At 35.9% G+C, this 25,098-nt stretch carries 22 protein-coding genes; 9 read left to right on the plus strand and 13 right to left on the minus strand.

The window, feature by feature from the left end; translation table 11 throughout:
* The first annotated feature begins 107 nt into the window (after nucleotides 1-107).
* On the plus strand, nucleotides 108-1,796 hold the full coding sequence (locus BTM29_RS01630) for an SLAP domain-containing protein (protein WP_076613834.1): 1,689 nt from the start codon (nucleotides 108-110) through the stop codon (nucleotides 1,794-1,796).
* Between the two features lie 342 nt (nucleotides 1,797-2,138).
* Here the strand turns inward: BTM29_RS01630 and BTM29_RS01635 are convergent, their stop codons facing one another.
* Nucleotides 2,139-3,536: an MDR family MFS transporter gene (locus BTM29_RS01635; RefSeq protein WP_076613835.1), complete on the minus strand. Its 1,398-nt coding sequence runs from the start codon at nucleotides 3,534-3,536 to the stop codon at nucleotides 2,139-2,141.
* A 136-nt stretch (nucleotides 3,537-3,672) separates the two neighbouring features.
* On the opposite strand from BTM29_RS01635, the gene BTM29_RS01640 reads away from it, so the two are divergent.
* A complete protein-coding gene (locus BTM29_RS01640) occupies nucleotides 3,673-4,239 on the plus strand; it encodes a TetR/AcrR family transcriptional regulator (protein ID WP_076613836.1) in 567 nt (188 codons plus the stop codon).
* Nucleotides 4,240-4,389: 150 nt separating this feature from the next.
* Here BTM29_RS01640 and BTM29_RS01645 read toward each other — a convergent pair whose 3' ends face one another.
* The 6 genes from BTM29_RS01645 to BTM29_RS01670 all read right to left on the minus strand — a co-directional run bounded on the left by BTM29_RS01645 (nucleotide 4,390) and on the right by BTM29_RS01670 (nucleotide 9,648).
* Nucleotides 4,390-6,078, minus strand: coding sequence for a glycoside hydrolase family 13 protein (locus BTM29_RS01645; protein ID WP_076618589.1), 1,689 nt, complete (start codon nucleotides 6,076-6,078; stop codon nucleotides 4,390-4,392).
* On the minus strand, nucleotides 6,071-6,484 hold the full coding sequence (locus BTM29_RS01650; RefSeq protein WP_076613837.1) for a PTS sugar transporter subunit IIA: 414 nt from the start codon (nucleotides 6,482-6,484) through the stop codon (nucleotides 6,071-6,073). The genes BTM29_RS01645 and BTM29_RS01650 overlap by 8 nt, the downstream gene beginning before the upstream one ends.
* A 12-nt stretch (nucleotides 6,485-6,496) precedes the next feature.
* A complete protein-coding gene (locus BTM29_RS01655; RefSeq protein WP_418236008.1) occupies nucleotides 6,497-7,327 on the minus strand; it encodes a PTS system mannose/fructose/sorbose family transporter subunit IID in 831 nt (276 codons plus the stop codon).
* Nucleotides 7,302-8,096, minus strand: coding sequence for a PTS mannose/fructose/sorbose/N-acetylgalactosamine transporter subunit IIC (locus BTM29_RS01660; RefSeq protein WP_076613839.1), 795 nt, complete (start codon nucleotides 8,094-8,096; stop codon nucleotides 7,302-7,304). The genes BTM29_RS01655 and BTM29_RS01660 overlap by 26 nt, the downstream gene beginning before the upstream one ends.
* 11 nt (nucleotides 8,097-8,107) lie before the next feature.
* Complete coding sequence (locus BTM29_RS01665; protein ID WP_076613840.1) at nucleotides 8,108-8,575, minus strand: PTS sugar transporter subunit IIB; 468 nt, start codon at nucleotides 8,573-8,575, stop codon at nucleotides 8,108-8,110.
* 68 nt (nucleotides 8,576-8,643) lie between these two features.
* Nucleotides 8,644-9,648: a LacI family DNA-binding transcriptional regulator gene (locus tag BTM29_RS01670; RefSeq protein WP_076613841.1), complete on the minus strand. Its 1,005-nt coding sequence runs from the start codon at nucleotides 9,646-9,648 to the stop codon at nucleotides 8,644-8,646.
* A gap of 223 nt (nucleotides 9,649-9,871) precedes the next feature.
* On the opposite strand from BTM29_RS01670, the gene BTM29_RS01675 reads away from it, so the two are divergent.
* Entirely contained in the window at nucleotides 9,872-10,324 is a 453-nt protein-coding gene (locus BTM29_RS01675) for a DUF3284 domain-containing protein (protein WP_076613842.1), read from the plus strand.
* 55 nt (nucleotides 10,325-10,379) lie between these two features.
* Here the strand turns inward: BTM29_RS01675 and BTM29_RS01680 are convergent, their stop codons facing one another.
* The 5 genes from BTM29_RS01680 to BTM29_RS01700 all read right to left on the minus strand — a co-directional run bounded on the left by BTM29_RS01680 (nucleotide 10,380) and on the right by BTM29_RS01700 (nucleotide 16,390).
* Nucleotides 10,380-12,161, minus strand: a complete 1,782-nt coding sequence (locus BTM29_RS01680; protein WP_076613843.1) for a PTS lactose transporter subunit IIBC — start codon at nucleotides 12,159-12,161, stop codon at nucleotides 10,380-10,382.
* Nucleotides 12,162-12,414: 253 nt separating this feature from the next.
* Complete coding sequence (lacG, locus tag BTM29_RS01685) at nucleotides 12,415-13,845, minus strand: 6-phospho-beta-galactosidase (protein WP_076613844.1); 1,431 nt, start codon at nucleotides 13,843-13,845, stop codon at nucleotides 12,415-12,417.
* Between the two features lie 32 nt (nucleotides 13,846-13,877).
* Nucleotides 13,878-14,216 carry a PTS lactose/cellobiose transporter subunit IIA gene (locus tag BTM29_RS01690; protein ID WP_076613845.1) on the minus strand — a complete coding sequence of 113 codons (339 nt, stop codon included), beginning with the start codon at nucleotides 14,214-14,216 and terminating at the stop codon, nucleotides 13,878-13,880.
* Nucleotides 14,217-14,233: 17 nt separating this feature from the next.
* On the minus strand, nucleotides 14,234-15,094 hold the full coding sequence (locus BTM29_RS01695) for a PRD domain-containing protein (protein ID WP_225972238.1): 861 nt from the start codon (nucleotides 15,092-15,094) through the stop codon (nucleotides 14,234-14,236).
* 243 nt (nucleotides 15,095-15,337) lie between these two features.
* The gene (locus BTM29_RS01700; RefSeq protein WP_076613846.1) at nucleotides 15,338-16,390 is read right to left on the minus strand and encodes a D-alanine--D-alanine ligase family protein; all 1,053 of its coding nucleotides are present in this window, start codon (nucleotides 16,388-16,390) and stop codon (nucleotides 15,338-15,340) included.
* Between the two features lie 176 nt (nucleotides 16,391-16,566).
* Here BTM29_RS01700 and BTM29_RS01705 point away from each other — a divergent pair, with 176 nt between their 5' ends.
* Nucleotides 16,567-17,517: a DUF1002 domain-containing protein gene (locus tag BTM29_RS01705; protein WP_076613847.1), complete on the plus strand. Its 951-nt coding sequence runs from the start codon at nucleotides 16,567-16,569 to the stop codon at nucleotides 17,515-17,517.
* A gap of 327 nt (nucleotides 17,518-17,844) precedes the next feature.
* Here BTM29_RS01705 and BTM29_RS01710 read toward each other — a convergent pair whose 3' ends face one another.
* Nucleotides 17,845-18,522: a ribonuclease H family protein gene (locus BTM29_RS01710; RefSeq protein WP_076613848.1), complete on the minus strand. Its 678-nt coding sequence runs from the start codon at nucleotides 18,520-18,522 to the stop codon at nucleotides 17,845-17,847.
* Between the two features lie 66 nt (nucleotides 18,523-18,588).
* Between BTM29_RS01710 and BTM29_RS01715 the strand changes: the two genes are divergently transcribed.
* From BTM29_RS01715 to cls, 5 genes are all read left to right on the plus strand, one after another.
* On the plus strand, nucleotides 18,589-19,338 hold the full coding sequence (locus tag BTM29_RS01715; RefSeq protein ID WP_076613849.1) for an alpha/beta hydrolase: 750 nt from the start codon (nucleotides 18,589-18,591) through the stop codon (nucleotides 19,336-19,338).
* Between the two features lie 111 nt (nucleotides 19,339-19,449).
* The gene (locus tag BTM29_RS01720) at nucleotides 19,450-22,164 is read left to right on the plus strand and encodes a YhgE/Pip domain-containing protein (RefSeq protein ID WP_225972239.1); all 2,715 of its coding nucleotides are present in this window, start codon (nucleotides 19,450-19,452) and stop codon (nucleotides 22,162-22,164) included.
* Nucleotides 22,164-22,604 (plus strand): GNAT family N-acetyltransferase, encoded by a 441-nt coding sequence (locus BTM29_RS01725; RefSeq protein WP_076613851.1) that lies wholly within the window; start codon nucleotides 22,164-22,166, stop codon nucleotides 22,602-22,604. Before BTM29_RS01720 ends, BTM29_RS01725 begins: the two co-directional genes overlap by 1 nt.
* Before the next feature lie 6 nt (nucleotides 22,605-22,610).
* Complete coding sequence (locus BTM29_RS01730; protein WP_076613852.1) at nucleotides 22,611-23,312, plus strand: zinc metallopeptidase; 702 nt, start codon at nucleotides 22,611-22,613, stop codon at nucleotides 23,310-23,312.
* A 238-nt stretch (nucleotides 23,313-23,550) separates the two neighbouring features.
* Complete coding sequence (gene cls, locus BTM29_RS01735; RefSeq protein WP_076613853.1) at nucleotides 23,551-25,047, plus strand: cardiolipin synthase; 1,497 nt, start codon at nucleotides 23,551-23,553, stop codon at nucleotides 25,045-25,047.
* The last annotated feature ends 51 nt before the right edge of the window (nucleotides 25,048-25,098 follow it).

Below are 25,098 nucleotides of genomic sequence, written 5' to 3' on the forward strand. Positions count from 1 at the left end.
TTTTTCTGAAAATTTACATGTTTTTTACATAAAATTTACTCCATATTTACATTGGTTCGATATGATTAAATAGATCAAAAATATTAAACCCATGAGGAGAGATTCTAATGAAAAAGACTAAGTCCCTTGTTATCACGAGTTTGTTGTTTAGCACAATGATTTTGAACCCTAGCGTTATTAATGGTGTTATGGTCCAAGCCGCTGCCAATGAAGCCCAAGTTGGACAAGTTGAACCAGGTAAACCAAATCCAGTTACTCCACCTACTACTGCCACAAAAGATGTTACTGTAATTTATTTGGATGCAGCAACAAAAAAGCCAATCGATAACATCAAAAACGGTACAGTAACAGTCGATAAAGACGCTACTTCTGTTGATGAAAAATTAGTTAAAGCTACAGATGGTTTTAAGCTTTCTGAAAAGCAAGACTACACAATTAACGACAAGGGAGAAATCAACGTACTTGTAACTCCTGATTCAGCTGTAAAACCTGATGACAAGAAAACTAAGACAATTACTGTAACTTTTGTTGATACTGATGACAGTAAAGTAACTTTCAATTCATCTGTAGAAGTTCCTAAAGATGCTACAAATATTGATAGTTCAAAACTTAAGGATATTACTCCCAGTGGATATGAAATTTCTCTTAAAGAACTCATAGATATTAAAGATAATCATATTACTGTTTCAGTTAAGAATTTATTCAAAACTGTAACGATTAGATTCCAAGATTCTACAGATAACACTAAAAAGTTTGAATCAACTACTATGAAAGTAGATAGAAAAGCTAAAAAAGTTAAAGGTTCAACAATCAAGGCTCCAAAGGGTTACGTAGTAACCGGTAGAGAACTAATCACTATTAAAAATGGTCAAATGCTTGTTCACATCAAACCAGCAGATTATAATGCAGGTCACGTTGCAAGCAAATCAGATATTTACGTCCACTATATCAACGATAAGAATACATCTGCTAAATTCAAAGAAGCAATTATTAAAGATGTTGCAAGTGACATCACTTCTATTGACAACTCATTAGTAACTGCACCAAAAGGTTACAAAATTGTTGAAGGTCAAAAATTCAATATCAGTTACGGTATGATCAAGGTCCATGTTGTTCCTTCTACTACTAAACCTACTGCACCTACTAAGCCCACTAAACCCGGCCACTCAAATGGCTCTGGTGCAACAACCACTCACGCAAAGCACAAAACAACTGTTCACTTTATTGACAAAGAAACTGGCAAAACAATTCACTCAACATCTATCACTGGTACAGAAGGTCAAAAACACGAAATTGATTTACCAGAAAACTATGAATTAGCTACTGGTGAAACAAATAAGACTTCAACTGGTAAAGCAGATAAGACTATTGAGATCAAAGTTGTTAAGAAAGCTGTAAGTGGTACTATTACTAACCACAAAACAGTTATTTCATCATTGCACGTTGCTACACTATACTCAAAAGATGGTAAAGCAATCAAGAACCGTGCAATCTCAGCAAATTCAAATTGGGCAGCTGATAAGAAACTTGTTCTTAATGGTGTAACTTATTATCGTGTTGCTACTAATGAATGGGTGAAAGCTAGTGATGCATATGAATATGTTGCAGTTAACAAGTCTATTACAACTTCTGGTCACACAGCCAAAACTTTATACAATTCAAATGGTACTGTAATTAAAAGTCGTGCCCTTAGTGCTGGATCAGCATGGCACACAGATAAGACAGCTACTATTAACGGTAAAACAATGTATCGTGTTGCTACTAACGAATGGGTACTTGCAAGCGATTTAGTTTAATTTCAATATTACTCTCCCTGATTAAATATAAATGAAACTAAAATTCACGCAAAAAAACAGCCAATTGGCTGTTTTTTTTTTAATTCTCAAATAAATAAACTATGCTTCCATTTAATTCAAAATGTCACTGAAGTTTTTAACGCTACTTTTGATTAGTTTACAAAAGCATTACCTAACAACCATACCAGACGTTAAGTAACGCTTAGTGAAACAGAAAATACTAATTTATATTGCTATGACACAATAATATCGATAATTGTATTTTTTTTAGTGTTCTCAGTCTTTTAAAATTTGACAGTCAAACTTGCGCAACCAACTGCTACCCGGCCACATGGCTTTTCTTTACTCTTCATAAGCTAAAACCTCATCAGACAAGGGTTCCGCCTTTAAAAACAAACTAAGTACTAGCAATAATCCAGCTAATGGAATTCCCCATCCGAATACCGTTTGAAATGCCTGTAACTGGCTAAGCGTTGGTTTAGCCAATTGTGCTGTTAAAATGACCCCAAAGATAGCTGATCCAAATGCTCCACCTAATGTTTTAAAAAAGTTCAAGGTTCCAGTAGCCGTACCTAAATCCTGGACAGCCACAGTATTTTGGCCAACTAACAGCGATATCTGCGTAAAAATACCAATACCTATACCAATTGGAATTTGCCAAATCATCATTGACCAACTGCTAACTAATTGTGATAACCCGTAAAAGCCGACTAACATTAGTAAGGCTCCAATGATTGGCAGTATTTTATACTTGCCAGTTCTCTCAATAACTATTCCAGCAATCATTGTACCAATAATCAACGCGACTAAAGTTGGAATAATATAAAATCCTGTTCGACTGGTTGTCACTCGATAAACTCGTTGCGCCACCATTGGTACATAAATCATCGCCATAAATAGTGCGGCAGTTGATAATGCAAACATAAGACTTGCTAAGTTGAACGTACCATTATGAAATAATGTTAATGGCGTTAACGCACTCGTCTTAGCTCTTTGCTCGACCACTATATACACAGCTATTAAAATTAAATCTCCTAACAGCATACCCAGCATCATTAGTGACTCCCAAGAAAACATTGTTCCACCTAACGTGACCATTAATAGCGTTAATGTTGTAATACCAGTGGCCAAAATGCCCCCTAAATAATCAATTTTAATCGTCATCGGCTTTGTTTGTGGTAACTGCAATTTGAATCCCAAAATAACCATTGCAACAATGCCAATGGGCAAATTGATAAAGAAAATCCATCGCCACGTTAAGTACTGTACAAAATAACCACCTAATACCGGCCCGGCAATCAACGCCACCATGCTAACTAATCCGAACAAGGCTTGATACTTACCACGTTGACGAGCCGGAACCAAATCAGCAAGTACGGCTTGGACTAACGAATTCAATCCCCCCGCTCCGATACCCTGAAAACCACGAGATAAAATTAATACTAGCATCGATGTAGACAATCCACTCATTAACGATCCAATCATAAATAGTCCTAACGCAAGTTGTAAAATTCGTTTGCGCCCAAAAATATCACCCAATTTACCAAAAATAAGTGTCATGACGGCACTCGTCAAGAGAAAGCTAGTAATTACCCACACCGATTGATTTAAATGACCCAACTCCTTTACAATCCCATTGAGTGCCGTGGTTGTAATAGTTTGATCTAAAGTTGCCATAAATAGAACTAAACCCAAAGATAAAAAGAGCCAATAACTATTTAAACGTTTTTCTAATTGCATTCTATCCACTTCTCCAATTAAGTAACTGAGTTACTTTTTATTTTTATAAAACAGGGCAATTATATAAACTCCACTAAGACATGTCAATAAAAAGTTACTGAGTTACTTTTTTAGAAAGATATGTTATAATTACTTCATGGGAAAACGAGAAATTAAAAAAGCTGCTAAACGGCTTGAAATCTTTAATGTGGCTACAAAACTCTTTGTTCAATTTGGTTATGACAATGTCACTACGGCTGAAATTGCCACTCAGTCACACATTGCTAAAAAAACGTTATTTGAATATTTTTCATCGAAGGAAAATATTATTTTTGACCATGAAACCAATTTAATCGATGCCTTAATTCTTGCATTACCTCCTGAAAGCAACATCTGGGAAGCTTTTATTGCTTTTGTTCGTAAATCTATCATGACCCCAAAATCCCGACAACAGTCCATCATTCCAGAAGCACTGCAGCTCCCGCAAATTATCCAAGATAGTGATGTCTTAACAGGTCGATTACTTAAAATGTGGGCACAAGATGAAAAAAAATTATCTGCTTATTTCCAAACAATTGGGTATGCAGAGGCCCCTGCCCAGGCCTTAGCAATGATTATGATTAACATCTTACGTCAACTATTTGCTACTGAAATTCCATTTGAAACTTTATTGGCGGCGCACGTTGATATTGCAAAACTAATAAGTAATACACCCAATAATTAATGCGCTTCGTCAAAAAGAGCATCACCAGATGAGTTGTCCTCGTCCAGTGATGCTCTTTTTACTCCATTTTATTTTTTTAACCAAAGTATTATTTAAATTAATTTCAAACGTAATAACACCTTTAATATATTAATTTTCAACTCTCAACATTTAGTTTTCAAACAAATAAACTACAGTTCCATATGGAGGTAATATGATGTCTCCACTCTTAACTACATCTGGAGAATCATAGTTACTAATAAGCTTTTTACCACTGCCACTTAGTTCAGGGATATTTACAACCTGACTATCAGTAGCAAAATTGCCAGCAACAAACATAGTGCCTTCACTACCTTTTCTCAAGTAGCAATACGTCTTTGAATTGTCCTTATCTAATAACTCATATTTTCCTGTAGTAATTATCGGTAACTCATGTCTCAATTTTATTAATTTTTGGTAATAATAGAAAACTGAGTTCTTATCTGATAGAACATTTTCGACATTAATTTCTTTATAATTAGGATTTAATTTAATCCAAGGATTTACTGTAGAAAATCCTGCATTAGCCTTGTCTGACCAAGGCATTGGTGTACGTGCATTATCACGCGACTTAAGGTAAACACTACGCATTGTAAAATCTTTAGGTAATTTATATTGATCAATAAAACGATGATAAGTATTAAATGTCTCAATATCAGTATAATCATCAATTGACTGATATTTAGCATTTGTCATACCCAGTTCTTCACCTTCAAAAATAAAGGGTGTTCCCTGTTGCATATGTAAAATGGTACCGAGCATCTTAGCAGATTCAACTCTATATTTACCATCGTCATCCCCAAACCTAGTAACAGGCCGAGCCTGATCATGATTACTCCAATACAAGCTATTCCAACCGTCATGCTCATACATAGCATTTTGCCACTCTGATAATACCCTTTTCAAATCAACAAGTTTGAATCTTTTATCTGAATATTTACCATATTTACCATAATCCAAGTGCATATGATCAAAGTGAAAGACCATATTTAATTCTTTTCTAGAAGCATCAGCGTATAAAACACCATCCTTAGAAGACGTATGTGGTGTCTCACCGACTGTCATAATATCGTATTTACTCAATACTTCACGATTCATTTCTTGTAGATAATCATGGACCTTGGGGCCATTGGCAGCACCGGCATAATAACTACCTAATTTTCTGTTTTGAACTAATGGACCGTCTGGATACTTTGGATCTTTAGAGATCAAAGAGATTACATCCATTCTGAAACCATCTATTCCACGATTTAGCCAGAACTTCATAATATCGTATACATCTTGTCGAACATTGGGATTCTCCCAATTTAAGTCTGGTTGTTCTTTAGCAAACAAATGTAAGTAATATTGTCCTAGTTTATCGACATAATCCCAAGTTGATCCACCAAATGAAGATCCCCAATTATTGGGTGTTTCATCAGGTTTTCCATCTTTCCAAATATAATAATTATGATATTTACTATCCTTACTCTTCAAAGCATCCTTGAACCAAGGATGTTCACTAGAAGTATGATTAACAACCAAATCAAGAATTATTTTAATGCCCATTTCATGTGCACTATTCAAGAGAGTTTCAAACTCTTCATCAGAACCTAATCTTGGATCTATTTTACGATAGTTACTAATATCATAACCATTATCAACTTGTGGAGAAACATAAATTGGATTCAGCCAAATTACATCTACTCCTAATTTTTTTAAATAACCTAATTTTTCAGTAATACCAGCAATATCACCGATACCATCATTATTGGAGTCATTAAAGCTCTTAGGATAAACTTGGTAAACTACACTATTCTTCCACCACTTTATATCATTCATCGTCATCATCGACCTCAACTTGCATAGTATTCACATAAACAATAGCCTCTTTGGCCTGTGAAATAAGTTCTTCAACTTTGCTTGTTGTTAAATACTGATCAGTTGGTTCCATTGCTAACGACAACGCCAACGGTAAGTTCATACCACTAATAATATGTGTGTGTGCACGTGTACGGTAACTGAAGAACTTCTGATTGACACTTCCTGCTGTCATATCTGTTAGAACAACTATTTCAGTATCCTCTGGTTCATCCATAAGATCTTTGATCTTATTTTCGATTGGATCATTATCCATATAGGCTGATAATGTTTCAACTTTGGCCACTCCACCAGTAATGAAGTCCAGTGTATCAGCCAATCCATCAGCTAATTTATGATGTGAAGCTAGTATTAATTTACGTTTCATTTTTATTTTCCCCTAAGCTTTAAAGATTCCTAAGAATGTACCCACAAGTGAAATGGCAATTACTAACAAAATAACTCGTGTTGGTGTCCATTTTTTATTTCCTAATAATTTAAAAATCAAGAATGTAAGTAATGCTGGCAATAATGCTGGCATAATTTTGTCAAAAATACCTGTTTGTAAATTAAGTGTTACTTTTCCAAATTGAAATTTGACTGGTGCGGATATCTTGACCACTGTAGCAATCAATCCTCCAACAACACTCAAGCCCATAATGGATGCGGCCTCTGTAAAAATTGTCAACTTGTTACCTAATGAAGTGATAAGTTTGGTACCAGATGTGTATCCAACATCAAACAACTTTAACTTTAGGAACCAAAAGGCTATGTTGGCAATCAACCAAACGATTGCTCCTAAAGGATTGCCTTGAAGTGCCATGTATCCTGAAATAGAACCCATAATTGTTGGCCATAATACCCAAACTAAAGTATCTCCAACACCAGCTAAAGGACCCATCAAACTTGTTTTTAATGACTGAACAGCATCCTTTGCTTGAATACCATCACGTTCCTCCATTGCTAATGTTGCTCCAAGGATCATTGATGACATTACCGTTGTAGAATTGTAATAGTTAAAATGATTATTTACTGCTGCTTTATACTCATCATCATCTTTATAAATTTTGCGTAAGACTGGTGCCATTGACCAAGCAACTGCTGGACCCATTTGAGATTCATAATTAAAAAGATTGCAGGCCATAAAATTGTAACGAACAGCTACTCTTCTTCTATCTTTTTTTGTTACTTTATATTTATCTACATCATTCATCGTAATCATCATCCTCATCATCACTAGTTGCACCTGTTACGGGCTCACTGACCTTCTTTGATTCACTGAAGAAGTACCAATATGCACCAGCAAAACCGATCAATGCAATACCTAATACTCCAACGTTCAAGTAAGCTGCTAGTACAAATCCAACAATTATATATGGTAGGAACTTCTTAACTGGCATGTAATGTAGTAACATTCCAATACCAACAACTGGAAGCATTCCTCCTGCGACTGTCAAACCGTCTGTAACCCAAGTTGGAACAACTTTTAAAATAAATGTCACAACCTCTGGACCGAAAAATACAATCAAAATTGCAGGTAATGCTGTTTGTAAACTGAATAGAATTGGTCCGAGCCAAGCTTCTAGATTCATCTTTTTCCATTGAGAATTGTTATTATCTGATTGCATTTTATGTGCTAAGAAGTTAGCAATAATTCTAGCGACGACCTCTAATTGAATGGCTAAAAGTCCTACAGGTAGTCCAACTGCAATTGCTGATTTAATACCTGTTCCCGTACGTGTTGCAATGAAAACACCGATAATTGTAGCTAATCCATAATTAGGTGCGGAAGCACCACCTAAAGCTGCTACACCTAGCATCATCAGCTGAAATGTACCAGCAATCGTTAATGCTGTTGTTAAATCACCCATTATTATTCCGGCAATTGTACCAACAATAACTGGGAACCAAGACATGATTACAAGACCATTTTGATCAATTGTCATATAACCTGCCAATATTATTATTAATATATCCTGTAGTAATTGAATTCCAGACATGATAAATCCCCCTAGCCTTTATATGGTTCTTCTGTATCTGTTGGTACATATTGAATTACAGTTGGTATGTTTTTGTCTTGAATAGTCTTTAAATCTGATTTTTCTTTATCGTTCAATGCTACAAACTTAGTAACAGGAACACGTCCATCTTCATTGAAAATAATTCCTAGATCTACTTTGGGAATTTCAACTCCTGCATCAATTAGCTTGATCAAAGTTTCTGGTTCCTTAACTAGTACAAAGACTCTTTGTGCATCATATTTGCCACTTGTAAAATTAGTAATAGCCTTCTCAGTATTGATAATTGACATACCTGTTCCTGCTGGCTTTGACATTCTCATGCTTGCTTTGATATCTTCGTTTTGACTAATCTCATCGTCAACAACCATGAATCTCTTAACTTTCAATGCTTGTGCCCATTGGTTAACTATAAGTCCGTGAACTAAACGTTGATCTATTCTTGCTAATACTACTGTCATAATAAAATTCCTCCATTTGGTATCGATACCATTTTTAATTTTAAAAAAAGAATATAAAAATATTCTTCTTATGCTGACTGTCTTGGTATAACTTCAAGTTTTAATAATTCTATGTTTCTTTCCTTGTTTCCATCAAGTTCCGATATCATCACTTGTGCCGCCTTTATTCCCATTTCATCAACTGGTTGCCTAATTGTGGATAAAGGTATATTTAATTTTGAGGACATCGGCTGATCATCAATCCCTAGAATTCCCAGCTGAGAAGGAACTAAAACGCCACGGCTTCTGGCCTCTTCTACAATTCCGGCGGCGACTTCATCACTACCTGCAATGATCGCATCTGGCTTATCTTCTAATTGAAGAATCGAATCCAGAATGTTGTTTCCGTCCTCTTCTGTATGTGCGTTATAAAATATCAAATTAGAGTTATAACTCATATCAGCATCTTGTAATGCATCTTGGAAACCATGGAATCTATCTGAATCAAAATCACTACCTAATGGTGCAATCGACAAGGTTTTTCTACCCGTTGCATATGCAATATTCTTGAATCCTTGTTTTATCAGATATTCTGTTCCTGACTTCAATCCTTGATACTGATCGGCATATATCATTGGAATTGGCAGGTCTTTCAAGTACTCGTTAGCAAGTACAATCTTGCCGAATTTGAGATATTCACTTATTACAGACCATTCATTTTCCAGCGAACAAAGGATTACGCCATCTACTTGTTGCATTTTCAAAAGTTCCAATGCATTCAATTCCTGCTTCTTACTTCCATAGGTTTGAACAATTATGGTGTTGAACTCTGCACTTACTAATGTACGTTCAATTGCATCAATTAAATGTGAAAAGAATGGGTTAACAATTCTTGGAACAACTACAGCAAGAGATTTCGAGCTTGATCCTCTCAATTGTCGTGCCGCTGGTAAAGGAACATATCCCAATTGGTTCATTGCTTCTTTAACTAATTTTCTTTTTTTAGGAGAAACATGTGGACTATCATTTATGACTCTAGAAACAGTAGATACAGATAATCCCGCTAATCTTGCTACATCTGAAATAGTTGCCAATGATATTTTCCTCCCTTCATGAAATCGTTATCATGACATTATAATAGCAAGCGTTTACATAAATGTCAATAGTTTTTGGTATCGATTTCAAAAAAACATTATATATCATTATTCTCAATATAAAAATCATATAATCTAATCGAATCCACTAAAAGTAAGCGCTATATCTATGTTAAACTAGTACTAACAGCAACAAACAAAAACAAACAGGGGGGTGATAAAAATGAAATATACATATAAAATGAAAGCATCGCAAGAAGCTGTCTACCAAGCATTAATGCGTGAACAACTTCATTATTTCCAACAATTCATCCCTGGTCTAAAAAAGTTAAGACCCAGAGTTGAAATAAACAAAAAGCTACAAACAAAACAAAGCAAAAAATCTGTTGATACAACGATCAAGGTATCTGAGATTAAGCAACCAGAATTATATATTCAAGAAGCAGACAGCTCCAATGGTCATATCGTTCAAACATTCAATATTGTTAAGACTGGAGAAACCTGTGAGTTGGTATATTCTGAAGACATGTACACTATCAAAGGTGGCGCAAAAAGAAGCTACGGCTTATTGACCCCTCTTTACAAATATTCATTTAATTCCGCATGTAAAAAACGTGGTATATATTTGGATAAAGTTGCACTTGAACGTTTCACAAAATCTGAAAGTAAAATTTAATTAAGCAAAAAAAGAGCGATCAACTTAAAAGTTGGTCGCTCTATTATTTTACAAATTAATCATTACTTGTAGCAGGATCTGAAGTTGTTTCTTCATTATTCTTCTTCAAATTCTCCATAACAAAGTCTAATGCTTTCTTAGAATCTCTAGTCAATGCAATATATTGTTGACCTTTTGTAGCAACTAATTGGATACCTAAACGATCAGTATCAGCTTTCAAATCGTCGTAGTAAATTCTAACTTGTGGAGCCAAGACAACTAAGTCAAAGTTTGGAAGAATATCACGATGTGATCCGTAAGCTCCGGCACTAGCGATAATAGGAACATTATACTTCTTAGCACCGTCTGTTAAAGCGTTAGCTAGTTGTTCACTTGTACCACCACCGGCACAAAGAACAAGGACTCTAATTTGATGATCTAATTTGGTAATATCTGATGGATCGGAAACTTTATCATTTGAATCTGTATCTTCTGTTGCAACTTCTGGAGTTGCTGTAGTACTTGAACCAGTTGAAGAACCGGCTAACGCAACGCCATCTGTATCTTCTGCTTCTTCTTTTTCGAGATTTTCTGCTTCTTCTTTAACCAAAGTAGCATCGTAAGCTCGGCAGAATGGTAGGTAAATCAATGTATCTAGAACTAATAATAATACCATCAATACTAATGAAATTGGTTGGAAGTTCGTATCAAAGAATGCACCAATTGGACCAGGTATGGCCCAGGATAGAATGTACATAAACCCACGCATACCTAGAACATCGATAAAGAACTTACCAATAACGACGTTTACAACTGGAGCCAAAACGAATGGTATGAAGAAATATGGATTCAAGATAATTGGAGCACCAAACAATAGTGGTTCGTTAACGGCGAACATTACAGGAATAAACGACGCTTTACCGATAGCCTTCAATTGCTTAGATTTCATTAAGAACATAAAGATAAATGGAACAACGAAAGTAGCACCAGTACCACCAAGTTCACCAACGAAGTTACCGAAGTTTTCTGTTAGTGAATGGAATGGGAAATTACCAGCTTTGAACAAGTCCAAGTTAGCAGTAGTGTTACCGTAAAGTGCTGCTGTAATAGCAGGTTTTACGATTGAAGGTCCATGGATACCCATAAACCAGAACAAAGGAATCAAGAACCAGATGAATGCCATACCAACGTAACTTTCAGCACCCTTGAATATTGGAGCAATCAATGTAGCAATCATTTCTGAGAACGGAACATTTAACCAAGCACGTACACCTACATCTAATAATCCCATGATAATAATTGAAAATGAGAATGGGAAGACGTCACGGAAGACTTGTGAAATTGTACCAGGAACTTCCTTAGGCATTTTAATAGTAATATCTTTTTCAACACAGAACTTATAAACAAGTACTGTGATAAAAGCTGAAACAAAGGCTGAAAGAATACCCTTTGTACCAAAGTAATCACCAACAAAGGCACCAGATTTTGTTTGGCTGATAGCCAACATCATAAATCCTGCCATTGAGGCCATTTGTGTAGAAGTAGCGTTAATAAATCTACTTCCTTTGATACGCTGGTTCATTGAACCAGTCAAGGCTCTAGCCGTAGTACCTGCAACATAGAATCCAACGAATCCCATGGTGTAGTTATAGATCTTATTGAACCAATCATTCAAGCCAACCGGTAGATTGACATGGAACAATGGTGGAATATTCGTCAACATAATGAAGACTGACGAGAACAAGATAATTGGCATTGCTGCTAAAAATCCGTCTTTGATAGCCATCAAATAAATATTTTTTGAAATTTTATCAAAAAACTTTTGATGCTTTTCCAACTTATCAATGATAAATTGCATAATATACACCCCTCTTGTATTTTTAACGCAGATAATTAGAATAATAATTTCGTAAAAATAGGTCCTCAATGGAACGACTAATTACCGCGCCTAGTGATTACATCAGAAGTTCTGGTGCAATCACTAGGATCGGTAAACTACCAATCCCATAAAAAAATGACCGCAACACTAGATACAGTAGGATTATTGTCCTACTGATATCCAATGCCGCGGTCATGCCTAATTTGATAGTAACAATCCACGTCTATTAAATTTATTTCATCGTATCTGCAAGTGCCTTGTACCACAAAGCACTCTTCTTGATATAACGTTTTTGTGTAGCAAAATCGATAAAGAACAAACCATAACGCTTATTGTATCCATTGGCCCATGAGAATTGATCTTGTAAGGACCAGATGAAGTAACCATTAACATTGACTCCCTCGTCTCTTGCACGAAGAATTGCTTCCATGTGTTGATCAACAAAGTCGATACGTTTGTCATCCTCAATAATAGTGTCGTCTTTAACATCCTCAGGTAATTCTTCCTTCAATCCCAAACCATTCTCTGTGATGAAGATTTCTTTACTCTCTGGATAATCTGTACTTACACGTTTCAAGATATCGTACAAACCTTCTGGATAAATGTTCCAATCCCAGTCGGTTGTAGGGATATTAGGATTCTTAACTGCTTGGCCAACACCCTTGAACTTGAATGATGAAGTACCTTTTTCACCTGTACCATTGAAGTGATTAGTGCTATCACCAGCATATGCGGCAACAAATGATGGTTGATAATAGTTCAAACCAAAGTAATCATTTTGTGTTGAAGCTTTCTTCAAGATATCCATATCTCCATCTTGAATATCCAACTTGGCATCATTAGCAGTAAGTATTTCATTGATAAGTTTCATAGTTTTGTCGCTATACTCACCTTTGAATGTACCGTCTAATAAGAAGGCATTCATGAAAGCATCTTGAAGATCAGCAGCGTGTTGATTTTCTTTTTTTTCAGGATATGGATAAACTGGTTGAAGTACATGGATCAAGCCAATTTTACCGTCATATCCGCCATCTTTGAACAAGTTAACTACACGGGCATGAGCCAATAGTTCATTATGTTCAGCTTGAATAGCACTTGTAACATCAAACTTGTGGTTTGGTGGGAAGTTACCTTGGATATATTGTGAGTAGGCAAGTGAAATCAATTCATTGATAGTGAACCAATGTTTGATCTCTGTGAACTCATCAAAACAGAACTTAGCATACTCAACGAAGTAATCGATATTCTTTCTGTTCAACCAATCACCATCATCAAAGAGTGTCTTTGGTGAATCGAAGTGATGTAGTGAAACATAAGGCGTGATTCCTTGGTCGATGCATTCTTTGAACAATCTGTGATAGTAATCAACACCAGCTTGAACTGGTTTACCGAAACCTTCTGGGAAGATACGTGTCCAAGAAATTGATACACGGATCGCATTCAATCCATATTTCTTAGATAGTGAAATATCTTCAGGATAACGATTGTAAAAGTCACTAGCTGGATCTGGTGAAAAACGACCTTGTTTCTTCAAGTAGTCATCCCACATTGTTTTACCTTTGCCGTCTACTTTAGTAGAACCTTCGACTTGATACGCTGCAGTAGCTCCACCCCAGACAAATCCTTTTGGCAATTTCTTAACTCTGTTTAATTCAATATCCAAATCGTTACCTCCTCAAATTTTTGTAATAGGTTTTATCCCAACTTTTTCTCAATTTTATTGATTCTATCGTATTCATCAATGAAGAATTCAACTTCATCTTTCAACATCATTGTTGTCATCAAAGTATCTTGACCATGAACCATGATAAATGTGACGTCCATGTCTTCGCCACCAGCTTCTTTACTTAGAAGCTTTGTTTGTTCATTATGTGCATCATTGATGGAATCGTTAGCTGACTCAACTAGCTTATGTGCAGCTTCAATATCACCATCACGTGCTTTTCTTAGTGCTGAGATCAAATCTGTCTTAGCATCACCTGCATAAGCCACGATTGAAAAACCTGTCATTGAAATTTCTTCTTTAGTTGCCATTTGAATTTCCTCCTAATTTAACTATTCGACGATGTCGTCTCAGATTCTTGAATCAATCTTTGAATATGGATAATGAAGTAAACTAATTCGTTATCGTTCAAAGTGATATGAAGGCTTGATTGTAATTTGTCAGTTATTTCATTCGCAATCTCAAATGACTTTGGGTAGAGCTTTTGAAAATCTGATTCTATATCTTGACTCAATAACCTTTTATCTTGTTCATTAGTCTGTAATCTTTCAACCAAATACTGCAGATGGATCATCAATCTATCAAAGTAATTCTGATTGGTGATATTACGTGTAATGCCATATTCCTTAAAGACACTTTGCACCACTTCGTTCACTCTAGTACTGGGATTTTCTTCTTTGGGATGATCCTCTTGCTCAGTACCACGAGCGTTGATAAAGTGCAGTGCCAATGCTTTAGTAGCATCATTTGGAAAATGTACATTTAAGTCATGATTGATCATTTGTAATGCCTTATCTGCGATCTTATATTCAGTTGGATAGCGCTCGCGAATATCTGGAACTGTACTCTTCTCATACTTACCTGCCATTAAATGCTTGTAGGTCTGTGAGATATGATCTGTAAGCGTTACATAAATATAATCAAGCAATGGATAATGGTAAGTTTTCTTGGCCATTTCAATAATGGAAAAACTTGTCATTGTTATATCTATTGGAACATCCTTGAGTAGGGATCCGAAGCGATGTCTTGCTTCATCAGTATCTAGATAAAAGATTCTTTCAACTGACGCTGGTAAAACCTCATCTCCACGACGTCTTTGAAATCCGACACCACGGCCTTGAATAATGGCTTGTTTATTTTTATCAACATCCACAAGCACTGTGTTGTTATTGTAGACTCGATTTACCACCAACAATATAATGCCTCCCATCGGATGAAAAATGACCATAAACCCACAGTACGTTCTGGGATTTATGGTCATGCCTAATTTAATAGTAACAATCCATTTATTTACTTAACTTACAAAATTCAGTGTACACTTTGTAAGCGCTTTTTGCAAACGATTTCAGTAAATGCTTTAGTAAACTTTGTTTACTATGCGACAAAAAAAAGAAGTACATCTTTCGACATACCTCTTCCATGTTCAATTATTCTATTTTTCGTTTTCGTAAATACGTACTTTACTCTTAATAATACTCTCGCATAAGTCAGCGTATGAAATACCAGCGGCCTTGGCCTCACGTGGCATCAATGAAAGTGGTGTCATACCAGGTAATGTGTTAGCTTCCATGACATATAATTCACTATCACGTAATAAGAAATCAACACGTCCATAGTTACTCATACCTAAGGCTTCAAAAGTATCCTTAGTCATTTCTTGCATACGTTGATGTGTTTCATCATCAAGATCTGGAGGAGTAATGAAATGTGTAACATTATTCTCAACAAACTTGTGTTGGAAGTCATACCAACCAGTATCAACTGTGATCTCAACAGCTGGTAATGCATGGTTATCAACCATAGCTACTGAGAATTCTCTTCCTTTGATATATTCTTCGATCAAAACTTCTTTATCAAATCTCAAAGCGTCTGCGATATTGTCTTTAAGTTCTGATTCATTTCTGATGATATGTGTACCAACACTTGAGCCACCATTTGATGGTTTAACTACCATTGGGAAACCAAATGGTATATCATCAGCGGTGATATCACTTGTTGTTGTAGTTGTATAATCAGCTGTTTGAATGTGATTTTGGACAAAAACTTCTTTAGAGAACTTCTTATCCATAGCAATTCCTGAAGCTAGCGATCCGCTTCCTGTATATTTAATATCAAAGACATCAAAGACAGCTTGCATCTTACCATTTTCACCATCTTCACCATGAAGTCCCATGTAGACGATATCGGCATGTTGACAGATCTTCAATACATTCTTTCCAAGTAGTCCAATAGTGTCATCTTTACGCAAAGCATTGATCTTTTCGTCAGTCAAAACTTCATCCGCAATAACCAAGTTCTTTTCGTCTTCTGGTTGAGTAGTGAATAAATCATCGATTCTTTCTTCTTCTACATCTACTCCAAGAAATGAATCAACATATGCGACTTCATAACCCTTACTTCTTAATGCGTTTGTAATCTTCACACCTGAAGATAAAGAAACGTTTCTTTCGGTACTTCTACCACCTGAGAGGACAACGATTTTCATTGTTCGTTTCACCTATTCTTTCTTTTTTTATAAATCAAAGCGATTTCCTAGAACCTATAGGATACCACAAACACTATTTGTTGACTATTTTAAGCGTTTACATTTAGACGATTGTTCCAAAATTCTCGAATTATTCATATTTTTTTGGTTTAATGTAGACAAGGAGGATTTGACTCGTGAAAAAGTTAAATATTGTTTTACTTAGTTTAGTATCTTTAATCACCTTTGGGATTTTTACCACTCAAAGTGTTAAGGCAGACAGCCTTAGTGACCAACCGGTAATGACGCTTGGTACATCATTGACTGATAGCCAAAAGCAAGGTACGATCTCTGCTTTATCATCACAGATCAGTGGTAGTGATAGCAACTATACTACCGTTACTGTAACAGGTGATACCTTAGTTAAGTACCTGAACCCTAGTGGAAGTTCTTTTACAAGTAGTTCTGGTGTATGGTCATCAGCCTTGATCCAAAAGACTTCATCAGGTTCTGGTATTAACGTAAAAATCGTCGATTACAATGGTACCAACAACATTACTACCATCACAGCTGACCAATATCGAAACGCTGCAATTACTGCTGGTATCAGTGATGCCAATATATACGTAACTTCAGCTACTCAAATTGACGGTTCCGGTGCCTTAGCTGGTATTTATGCCGCATATGCAAGTACTGGTAATTCACTGAATCAAAGTCAAGTTAACGCTGCCCAAAACGAAATGGGTGTTTTAAGTGGAATAACTGACGCTAACAAAGGTACTGACGGATATACTGATAAGCAATTGAACAACGCTGTTGCTGGTATGAAGTCAGACATTGCTCAAAAAGGTACTAATATTACCGTTAATCAAATCACAACTATTGTTAATAACAACTTACAAAGAAATGATCTACAAAATATCATTACCGATAATCAAAAACAAAAGATTATTAACTTAATGGTAGAAATAAGAGATTCTGGTGCCTTGAAGAACTCTAATTTTAAAAAACAAGCTTCACGGTTAAGTAGTGATATTACAAGTAAGGCTAAGAATCTCTTCAACAACTTGGATACTCAAGAAAATCGTAACTTTATTCAAAAGATCTGGGACAGTATTGTTTCATTCTTCCAAGGTCTCTTTAATTAGGATTTAGGTTAGGATTTCGGAAACGCAATTTGAATCACAATTTCTTCTCTTTTGAATCTTTTTTAGGCCTTTTAGTACTTTGAGCTTGTAACCTTTCTACTCAAACTTGCTGAAATGCGATTCAAATCTTGGTTTCTTCTCTATTGAATCTTTTTTAGGTCTTTGAGTGCTTTGAGCTTGTAACCTTTCTACTCAATCTTGCTAAAACGCGATTCAAATCACAATTTCTTCCGCTTAACGCTAAAAATGGCGGTCAACACTTTCGTGTTGGCCGTCATTTTTTGTGTTAATGCTCGGAAATTCCCGTGATTTGAATCGCTCTGCTCTCTACATTTTATCCATGGTCTCATTCAACAACTCATCAACGCGGTTATTACCAACGTTTGTCGCATGTCCTTTGGTCCACTCAAAGGTCTTATCTGATACTGTTGGTAACAATTTATCTAGTTCTTTCCATAATTCAACATTGATTGGAACTTTTCCATCAGCTTTTTTAAATCCGCGGCGTTTCCAGCCATTTAACCAATTTTTCGTTATGGCATTAAGTACATATTGTGAATCTAAAATGAAGATTATCTTCCTATTATTAAGTTTCAATTCATTCAATCGTTTAATGCTCTCAATTAGAGCCATAATTTCCATTCGATTATTTGTGGCACCGAACTCTCCATCGGTTCCTTCAAACACTTTGCTCCCAGCGTTGATATGATATGCCCAGGCTGCTCGATCATTACTTTTGACGTGTCCACCTTTGACGTTTCCATGATTACGGGATCCACCGTCGGTATAAATAACGATATCGAAGTCTTTAATATCACTAGATTTGTTGGTCTTAGTCTTTGGTGTATATGAATCCTTACCCTTCAAAAATTCTTTAGCCTCAGCTTCTGTAGTGAAGCTTTTATAACGGGCACCGGTAAAACCGTCAACTTGACTCTTACATTCTGCCCAAGAACGATAAATTCCCGGATTTTTGCCACGTCGTACTGCGTAATATTTTTGCACTGTCTTACCTCGTCTGGTTATAATTTTATACTTTTCATTATATAATAGGTTAGCTGGGGTGAAACAATGGAAAATAAACAATGGCCGATATTTTATATTCACGGCTTTCGTGGTGGGGACTACACGACTGAAAAAATGATTGAGTCTGCATTGAAGTTTAATCATAAAGACGAATATTTAAAAGCTACAATTAGTTGGCGTGGAAAAATCACATATGAAGGAACTTGGACTAGTGATCATCATCCAATAATTCAAGTTGTTTTTAAGAACAAATATGTCGGAAGTACGCAGATATCATACTGGTTATCCAAATTACTATTCAATCTAAGAACTAAGCATGAATTTGATACTTATGATGCAATCGGGCATTCACTTGGTGCTGTAGCTTTACTTTTGGTTAATTTAAAAGAGAAGCTTCATCCCTATATGCCTAGATTAAAAAAGCTAGTTACTATAGCTGGTCCATTTAATGGCATATTAGGTCTAGGGGACCTTCCAAATGTCAACCGTATTAAGCCTGATGGCCGGCCGGCCTTTATGAGTCCGACTTATTTCAGAATTTTTATGGGTAGGAATTCTATATCAGACGATTTGAGAGTCTTGAATATATACGGTAATGTTGATGATCATTCAAATAGTGACAAATATATTTCGGTGACATCTGTAAAATCAATTTCATATATTCTTAAACCTCGTGTCAAAGAATATATTGACTATCCAGTCAACGGATCCAAGGCTGAACATTCTCTTATGCACGATAATTCAGAAATATTAAAGCGAGTAAATAATTTTATTTATTCCAATCCATTAACATAATATTTAATTTATGGTTTATTTAATTGTTTATTTATGTTAACTTGGTTTGTTAGTAACCGAACCATTTAGGAGGGCGACTTTATTAAATCTTTTGAATTATTTAAGTTAGATATTAAACGTACTTTAAAATCAACGCCGGCAACTCTTTTGATGCTAGCGCTGATTATTTTGCCATGCCTTTATTGCTGGTTTAATGTATGGGCATTGTGGGACCCATATTCCAATACTAGTGATTTGAAAGTGGCTGTTTATTCTGATGATCAATCAGTTAAATTAAACGACGAAAAAATTGCGATTGGTAAAGATCTAATTGCCAATTTAAAGAAGAACGATGGTTTAGGATGGACATTTGTCGACTCTAAACAAGAATTGAATCAAGGGGTAAAGGACGGTAGTTATTATGCTGGTATCTATATTCCCAAGAATTTCTCCAAAGATATTATTAGTTTTGCTTCTGGAAAAATAAAGAAGCCTACTTTGGTATACTCTGTTAATCAAAAAATAAACGCTGTTGCGCCAAAACTGACCAGTTCCGGAGCGACGACTCTGCAGAATACAATTTCTGAAGAGTTCATCGGAACCGTCAGTAAGACAATAACTAATGTCTTGAACAAATCTGGCGTAGAAATTGAAAATAACCTACCAATGTTACGTCGTTTATCCAGTCTATTAGTCACGACTGATGATAATCGCGATGAATTACAAGACATCATGGACAAAGTTAAACAAGCTAATACAATCGTGCCTGATTTAAATAACAAATTAAGTGAAGCAAACGAAATGTATGGCTACATTCCACAATTAAATACTGATGCACAAAAGCTCGTTACATTGAATAACTTCTTACCACTAGCTGATTCCGGTGGTACCGCTGTAAAACAACTTCAAAATAAAATACCCGAAATCCAGAGTGCTGGTACTCAGATCAACACTGTTGACACTGATTTTAGCCAAATTTCCAACTTAATGGATAGCAGCATAACTCAGGTCAATAACGGTATCAATGTCATTACATCAGTGGAAAACGTTATGCCAGAAGTTACCGAATTTGGTAAAAGTGCCCAATCTAGCGTTGAAGATGTTAATAACAATCTGATCCCAAAACTCCAAAAGGCACTGCCAGTTATTAAATCAACTGTCGATACTGGATTATCAATGGTTTACAACTTATCCAAACAGATCAGTACTTCAGCAACCAATATAAATACCTTGATCGATAAAATCAAAGAAAATCCTGATAATGATCAGGTACAGTCACAGTTAAAGACGGTACTTCAAAATATCGCTGATAATGGTGCACAGATTGGGAGCGTGGCTAAACAAGTCGCTTCTACATTAACTGATCTGCAGAATACTTATAATCAACTTGCCTCTCAAAACGGTAAGGAACAAACAACAAAACTTGATCGACCAATCAAATTGCTCAATAACTTAGAACCCTTAGGGAATACCTTGGCAACACAGGCCAACTACATTCTTGATAATTACGACAATTTGAGTACTGATGAACTGCAAAGCAAATTGACTGAACTAGCAACACAATCAAATACTCTTGCTGACCAAGTGACTTCGATCCAAAATCTTGGGATTATAGATTCTGTCTCTGATACTATATCCACTACTCAGTCACTGTTAACAAGTGCCAGTACCGTCTTAAGTGACTTAAATACCAGTGTCATCCCTGAGATTCCAGCGTTATTGAACAATACCAAAGGAATCCTGCAAACAGCTCAAACTTATCTACAGAAGTATCAACAACAATTGCCCGCAATCGGTAATGAAATTCACGATGCCAACACATTGCTCAATGGCAATATGAGTAACATCGTTACAGGAATCAATGTTGCCAATGACTTTTATAACAATGACTATCCTAATTTAAAGAAAAAATTAGCTACGGCAACTTTCTTCGTTCAATATCAATTACCTGAAATTGAGAACCAGTTAAGTACAACTTTGAATCTGATCAATACTAAAACACCAGAATTAGAGCAATCACTAGCCGCAGCTAATGACTTCGCTGTAAACGACTGGCCTCAATTAGAAAAAGACGTTCATCACTCTGCCAAGTTATTAAAAGCTGGGACAAAGGATGTCGATCTTTCAGCCATTATCAAATTAATGAAGGCTGATGCTAATACTGAATCTGACTTTTTCTCCAATCCAGTCAAATTGAAGCAAGACAACTTGTATAACATCCCTAATTACGGTTCAGCTAGTGCACCATTTTATCTAGCCTTATGTATTTGGGTCGGAGCCCTACTCCTATCTAGTGTTTTCACAGTTCACTTCAAACTAAACGACAAAGAAAAACTTCGATATGGTTTCAAGCAACAATTCAATGGACGTTACTTAACTTTCTTCTCATTGAATCTATTCCAATCAATCGCAGCATCCCTAGGTAATATCTTCATATTACATGCATACGTTCAAAACAAAGTGGCACTAGTCTTGTTTGCTATGTTGATAAGCTTTGTCTTCATATCTATCCTGTATTCACTTGTGCAGATGTTTGGGACAGTTGGTAAAGGACTTGGAATTATCATCTTAGTACTATCAATTTCTGGTGCTGGTGGTAACTTCCCGGTTGTTCTATCAGACGGATTCTTCCGAGTCATTAATCCATACCTACCCTTCACATATGCGGTAAACTTATTCCGTGAAGCTGTTGGTGGAATTTATTGGCCGAATGCAATCAAAGACATTGTAGTTTTACTAGCCTTTGGTATCGTATTTTACTTGATGGGACTTCTACTAACCGAAAAATTGAAACCACTGATCAATAAACTTCACAAGAGTGCTAAGAAGAGTATGATAATCGAATAATGACAAAATTAAAATCTTACAGACCATTTATAACAAAGAATTTTTTATGGGAATTCCCAACGCATTTTAAATTAAAAGAAGCCAGTGAATTTCTTGGTGACAGCATCGCTGAAACAACTGATTATATCAGTAATACTGCCAAAAACATTATGCGCAACAACAGTATCTATTGGTTTTTACAAGATAAGCGTACTAAGGAACTAGTTGGATTGATTGCTGTTGAAAATATTGATCAAGATAAAAAATCCGGAAAATTAGTAGTACAACTATCCGTTACAGACTCTATCGACAAAGAAGAAATCGCCGATAGATTAGTGACTTTTGTTAAAGAACAAATTGACCTTGATACTTTGGAATTCGAAGCCTTGGACCACATAGTTCAAGAAAAATTCACAAATAATGGTTATAATATAAGTAGTAAAGAATTAAAGAGGAGTTAACAATAAATGTATGGATATTTAGGGTATGGCTTTGGCCCCACTTTCATCTTAGTTATTATTGGTATTGCTATAAGTTTGTGGGCGTCATGGTATGTCAAGCACACTTTTAACAGGTACGACCAATATGACAGTAGTCGTGGCACTACCGGTGCTGATGCGGCTCGTTATATTCTGGATCAATCAGGTCTCCAAAACATCCAAATCAATCGTGTCAGTGGTAATTTAACAGATAACTACAATCCTGGTAATAAGACGTTGAATCTATCAGATTCGACCTTTGCTTCTACCTCAGTTGCGGCTATCGGTGTTGCTGCCCATGAATGTGGACACGCTATCCAAGATAAGAATGCTTATGTACCAATGCGTGCAAGAGCTGCATTAGTTCCAGCTGTGAATCTTGGATCTAATTTCTCCATTCCTTTGATCTTTGTTGGTATCCTTTTAGGAAGAAACCACACTTTGATCATGGCAGGGATTATCTTGTTCTCACTAGTTGTATTGTTCCAATTGGTCACTTTACCAGTTGAATTCAATGCCTCTGGACGTGCAATAAAGATACTTAGTTCTGGTGATTTACTTGAAAAGAACGAAGTACCAATGGTAAGAAAAGTCCTTGGTGCAGCCGCTTTAACTTATGTTGCTGCAGCATTGTCATCAGCACTTCAATTGATACGTTTGATTTTGATATTTGGTAATAACCGAGATTGAAAGAGCGTAACAACACGCGAATAATTTATGAGCATTAGCTCAAAAAAAGAGCCTTCACGAAAAGTGAAGGCTCTTTTTTAGCTAAGCGGAATAAATTGTGTGTTGTTACGCCTATGCAAATCAATCAATATAAAAAATCAACAATCCCAAATACATACTAATCATCTCACCTGTATAAATAGATTTTATTGACGAATTGGGATAAACTCTTTTATATGAAATAAAGGGGAGTTTATATATGATTGATGTCTGGATTATTTGGTTAATATTAATTATTTTATTACTTAATACAATATCAGCACTTATCACCGTCTTCCACAGACCTAGAAATATCGTTACGACCTGGGCTTGGATCTTAGTTTTAATCCTCCTACCGATAGTAGGGTTTTTAATTTACGCTTTCTTTGGGCGTGGAATTGCTCAAGAGAAAATATTCAGTATCAGTAACCAAAAGCACGTTGGTTTAGATCAATTAAAACTAATGGAAATTGCGGATACAACCAAACGTAGATTAATTGAAAATCAGAATAATAACAATGATCCTGCCACAAGATCGGATCAAACACATTATGCAGATCATATTATTAAATTCTTCAATGAAACCGAAGAAGCTCCTTTGACACGACATAATAAAGTAGACTTGTTCTTTGATGGTAAAGAAAAATTCGAAAAAATGTTTGAAGATGTTAGAAACGCCAAAGAAACAGTCCACGTTGAATACTATGCTTTCATAAAAAGTGACATCGGGGACGAGTTTTTGAAACTTCTGACACAGAAAGCTAAAGAAGGACTCGAAGTACGCTTGATTTATGATCCATGGGGTTCAAATGGAACACGTAAAAGCTGGTTTAAGGATTTTGAAGCAGCCGGCGGCGAGGTCCTCCAATTTATTACCTCTAAAAACGTTATTGCCAAAACTCGACTCAACTATCACTTGCATAGAAAAATCGTTGTTATTGATGGATGCATTGGCTGGACAGGTGGATTCAACGTTGGTGATCAATATGTAAATGTTACAGAGAAATTTGGATATTGGCGTGACACCCATGTCCGTATAAAAGGTGTCGCTACTTTACTTCTACAGGAACGCTTCTTCCAAGACTGGAATGCTTCTATTGAAAAAAGTGAAGAGGCATTGGTATTTGACGAGAAGTACTTCCCATCTGATAAGTTCGATGACACTGACAATTCACCTATTCAAATCGTCAGTGACGGACCAGATAGACGTGAAGAGGTACTAAAAGATGGCTTCATTGATATGATTGTCAGTGCAAAAAAAAGCGTTTGGATTCAATCACCTTACCTAGTTCCTGACGATCCTATGTTTACTGCTTTAACAATTGCGGCCAGATCAGGAGTTGACGTCAGGATCATGATCCCATGTATGCCAGATCATCCCTTCATCTATCGTGCCACACAGTATTACGCTAACTTACTAACTAGTTATGGTATCAAGATCTATAGCTATCAAAAAGGGTTCTTACACGCCAAAGCTAGTGTCTTTGATGGCAAGATATGTACTGTTGGATCAATGAATCAAGACTTTAGAAGTTATTCATTGAACTTTGAGGCAAATGCCTTCATCTATGATTCTAAAGTTGCTCACAAAATATCACGTGCCTTTGAAAATGATATGAAAGATAGCCTTTTGATAACGCCTGAAGTAATTAAAAGTCAGGGTCATTGGTTGCATTTCAAACAAAGATTTTCTAGATTATTATCACCTATTCTATAGAACAAAATACAATTTCTTCCATATAAGCCAAAAAAATGATATTTACTTGCG

Source organism: Companilactobacillus allii (assembly GCF_001971585.1).
Taxonomy (GTDB): Bacteria; Bacillota; Bacilli; order Lactobacillales; family Lactobacillaceae; genus Companilactobacillus; species Companilactobacillus allii.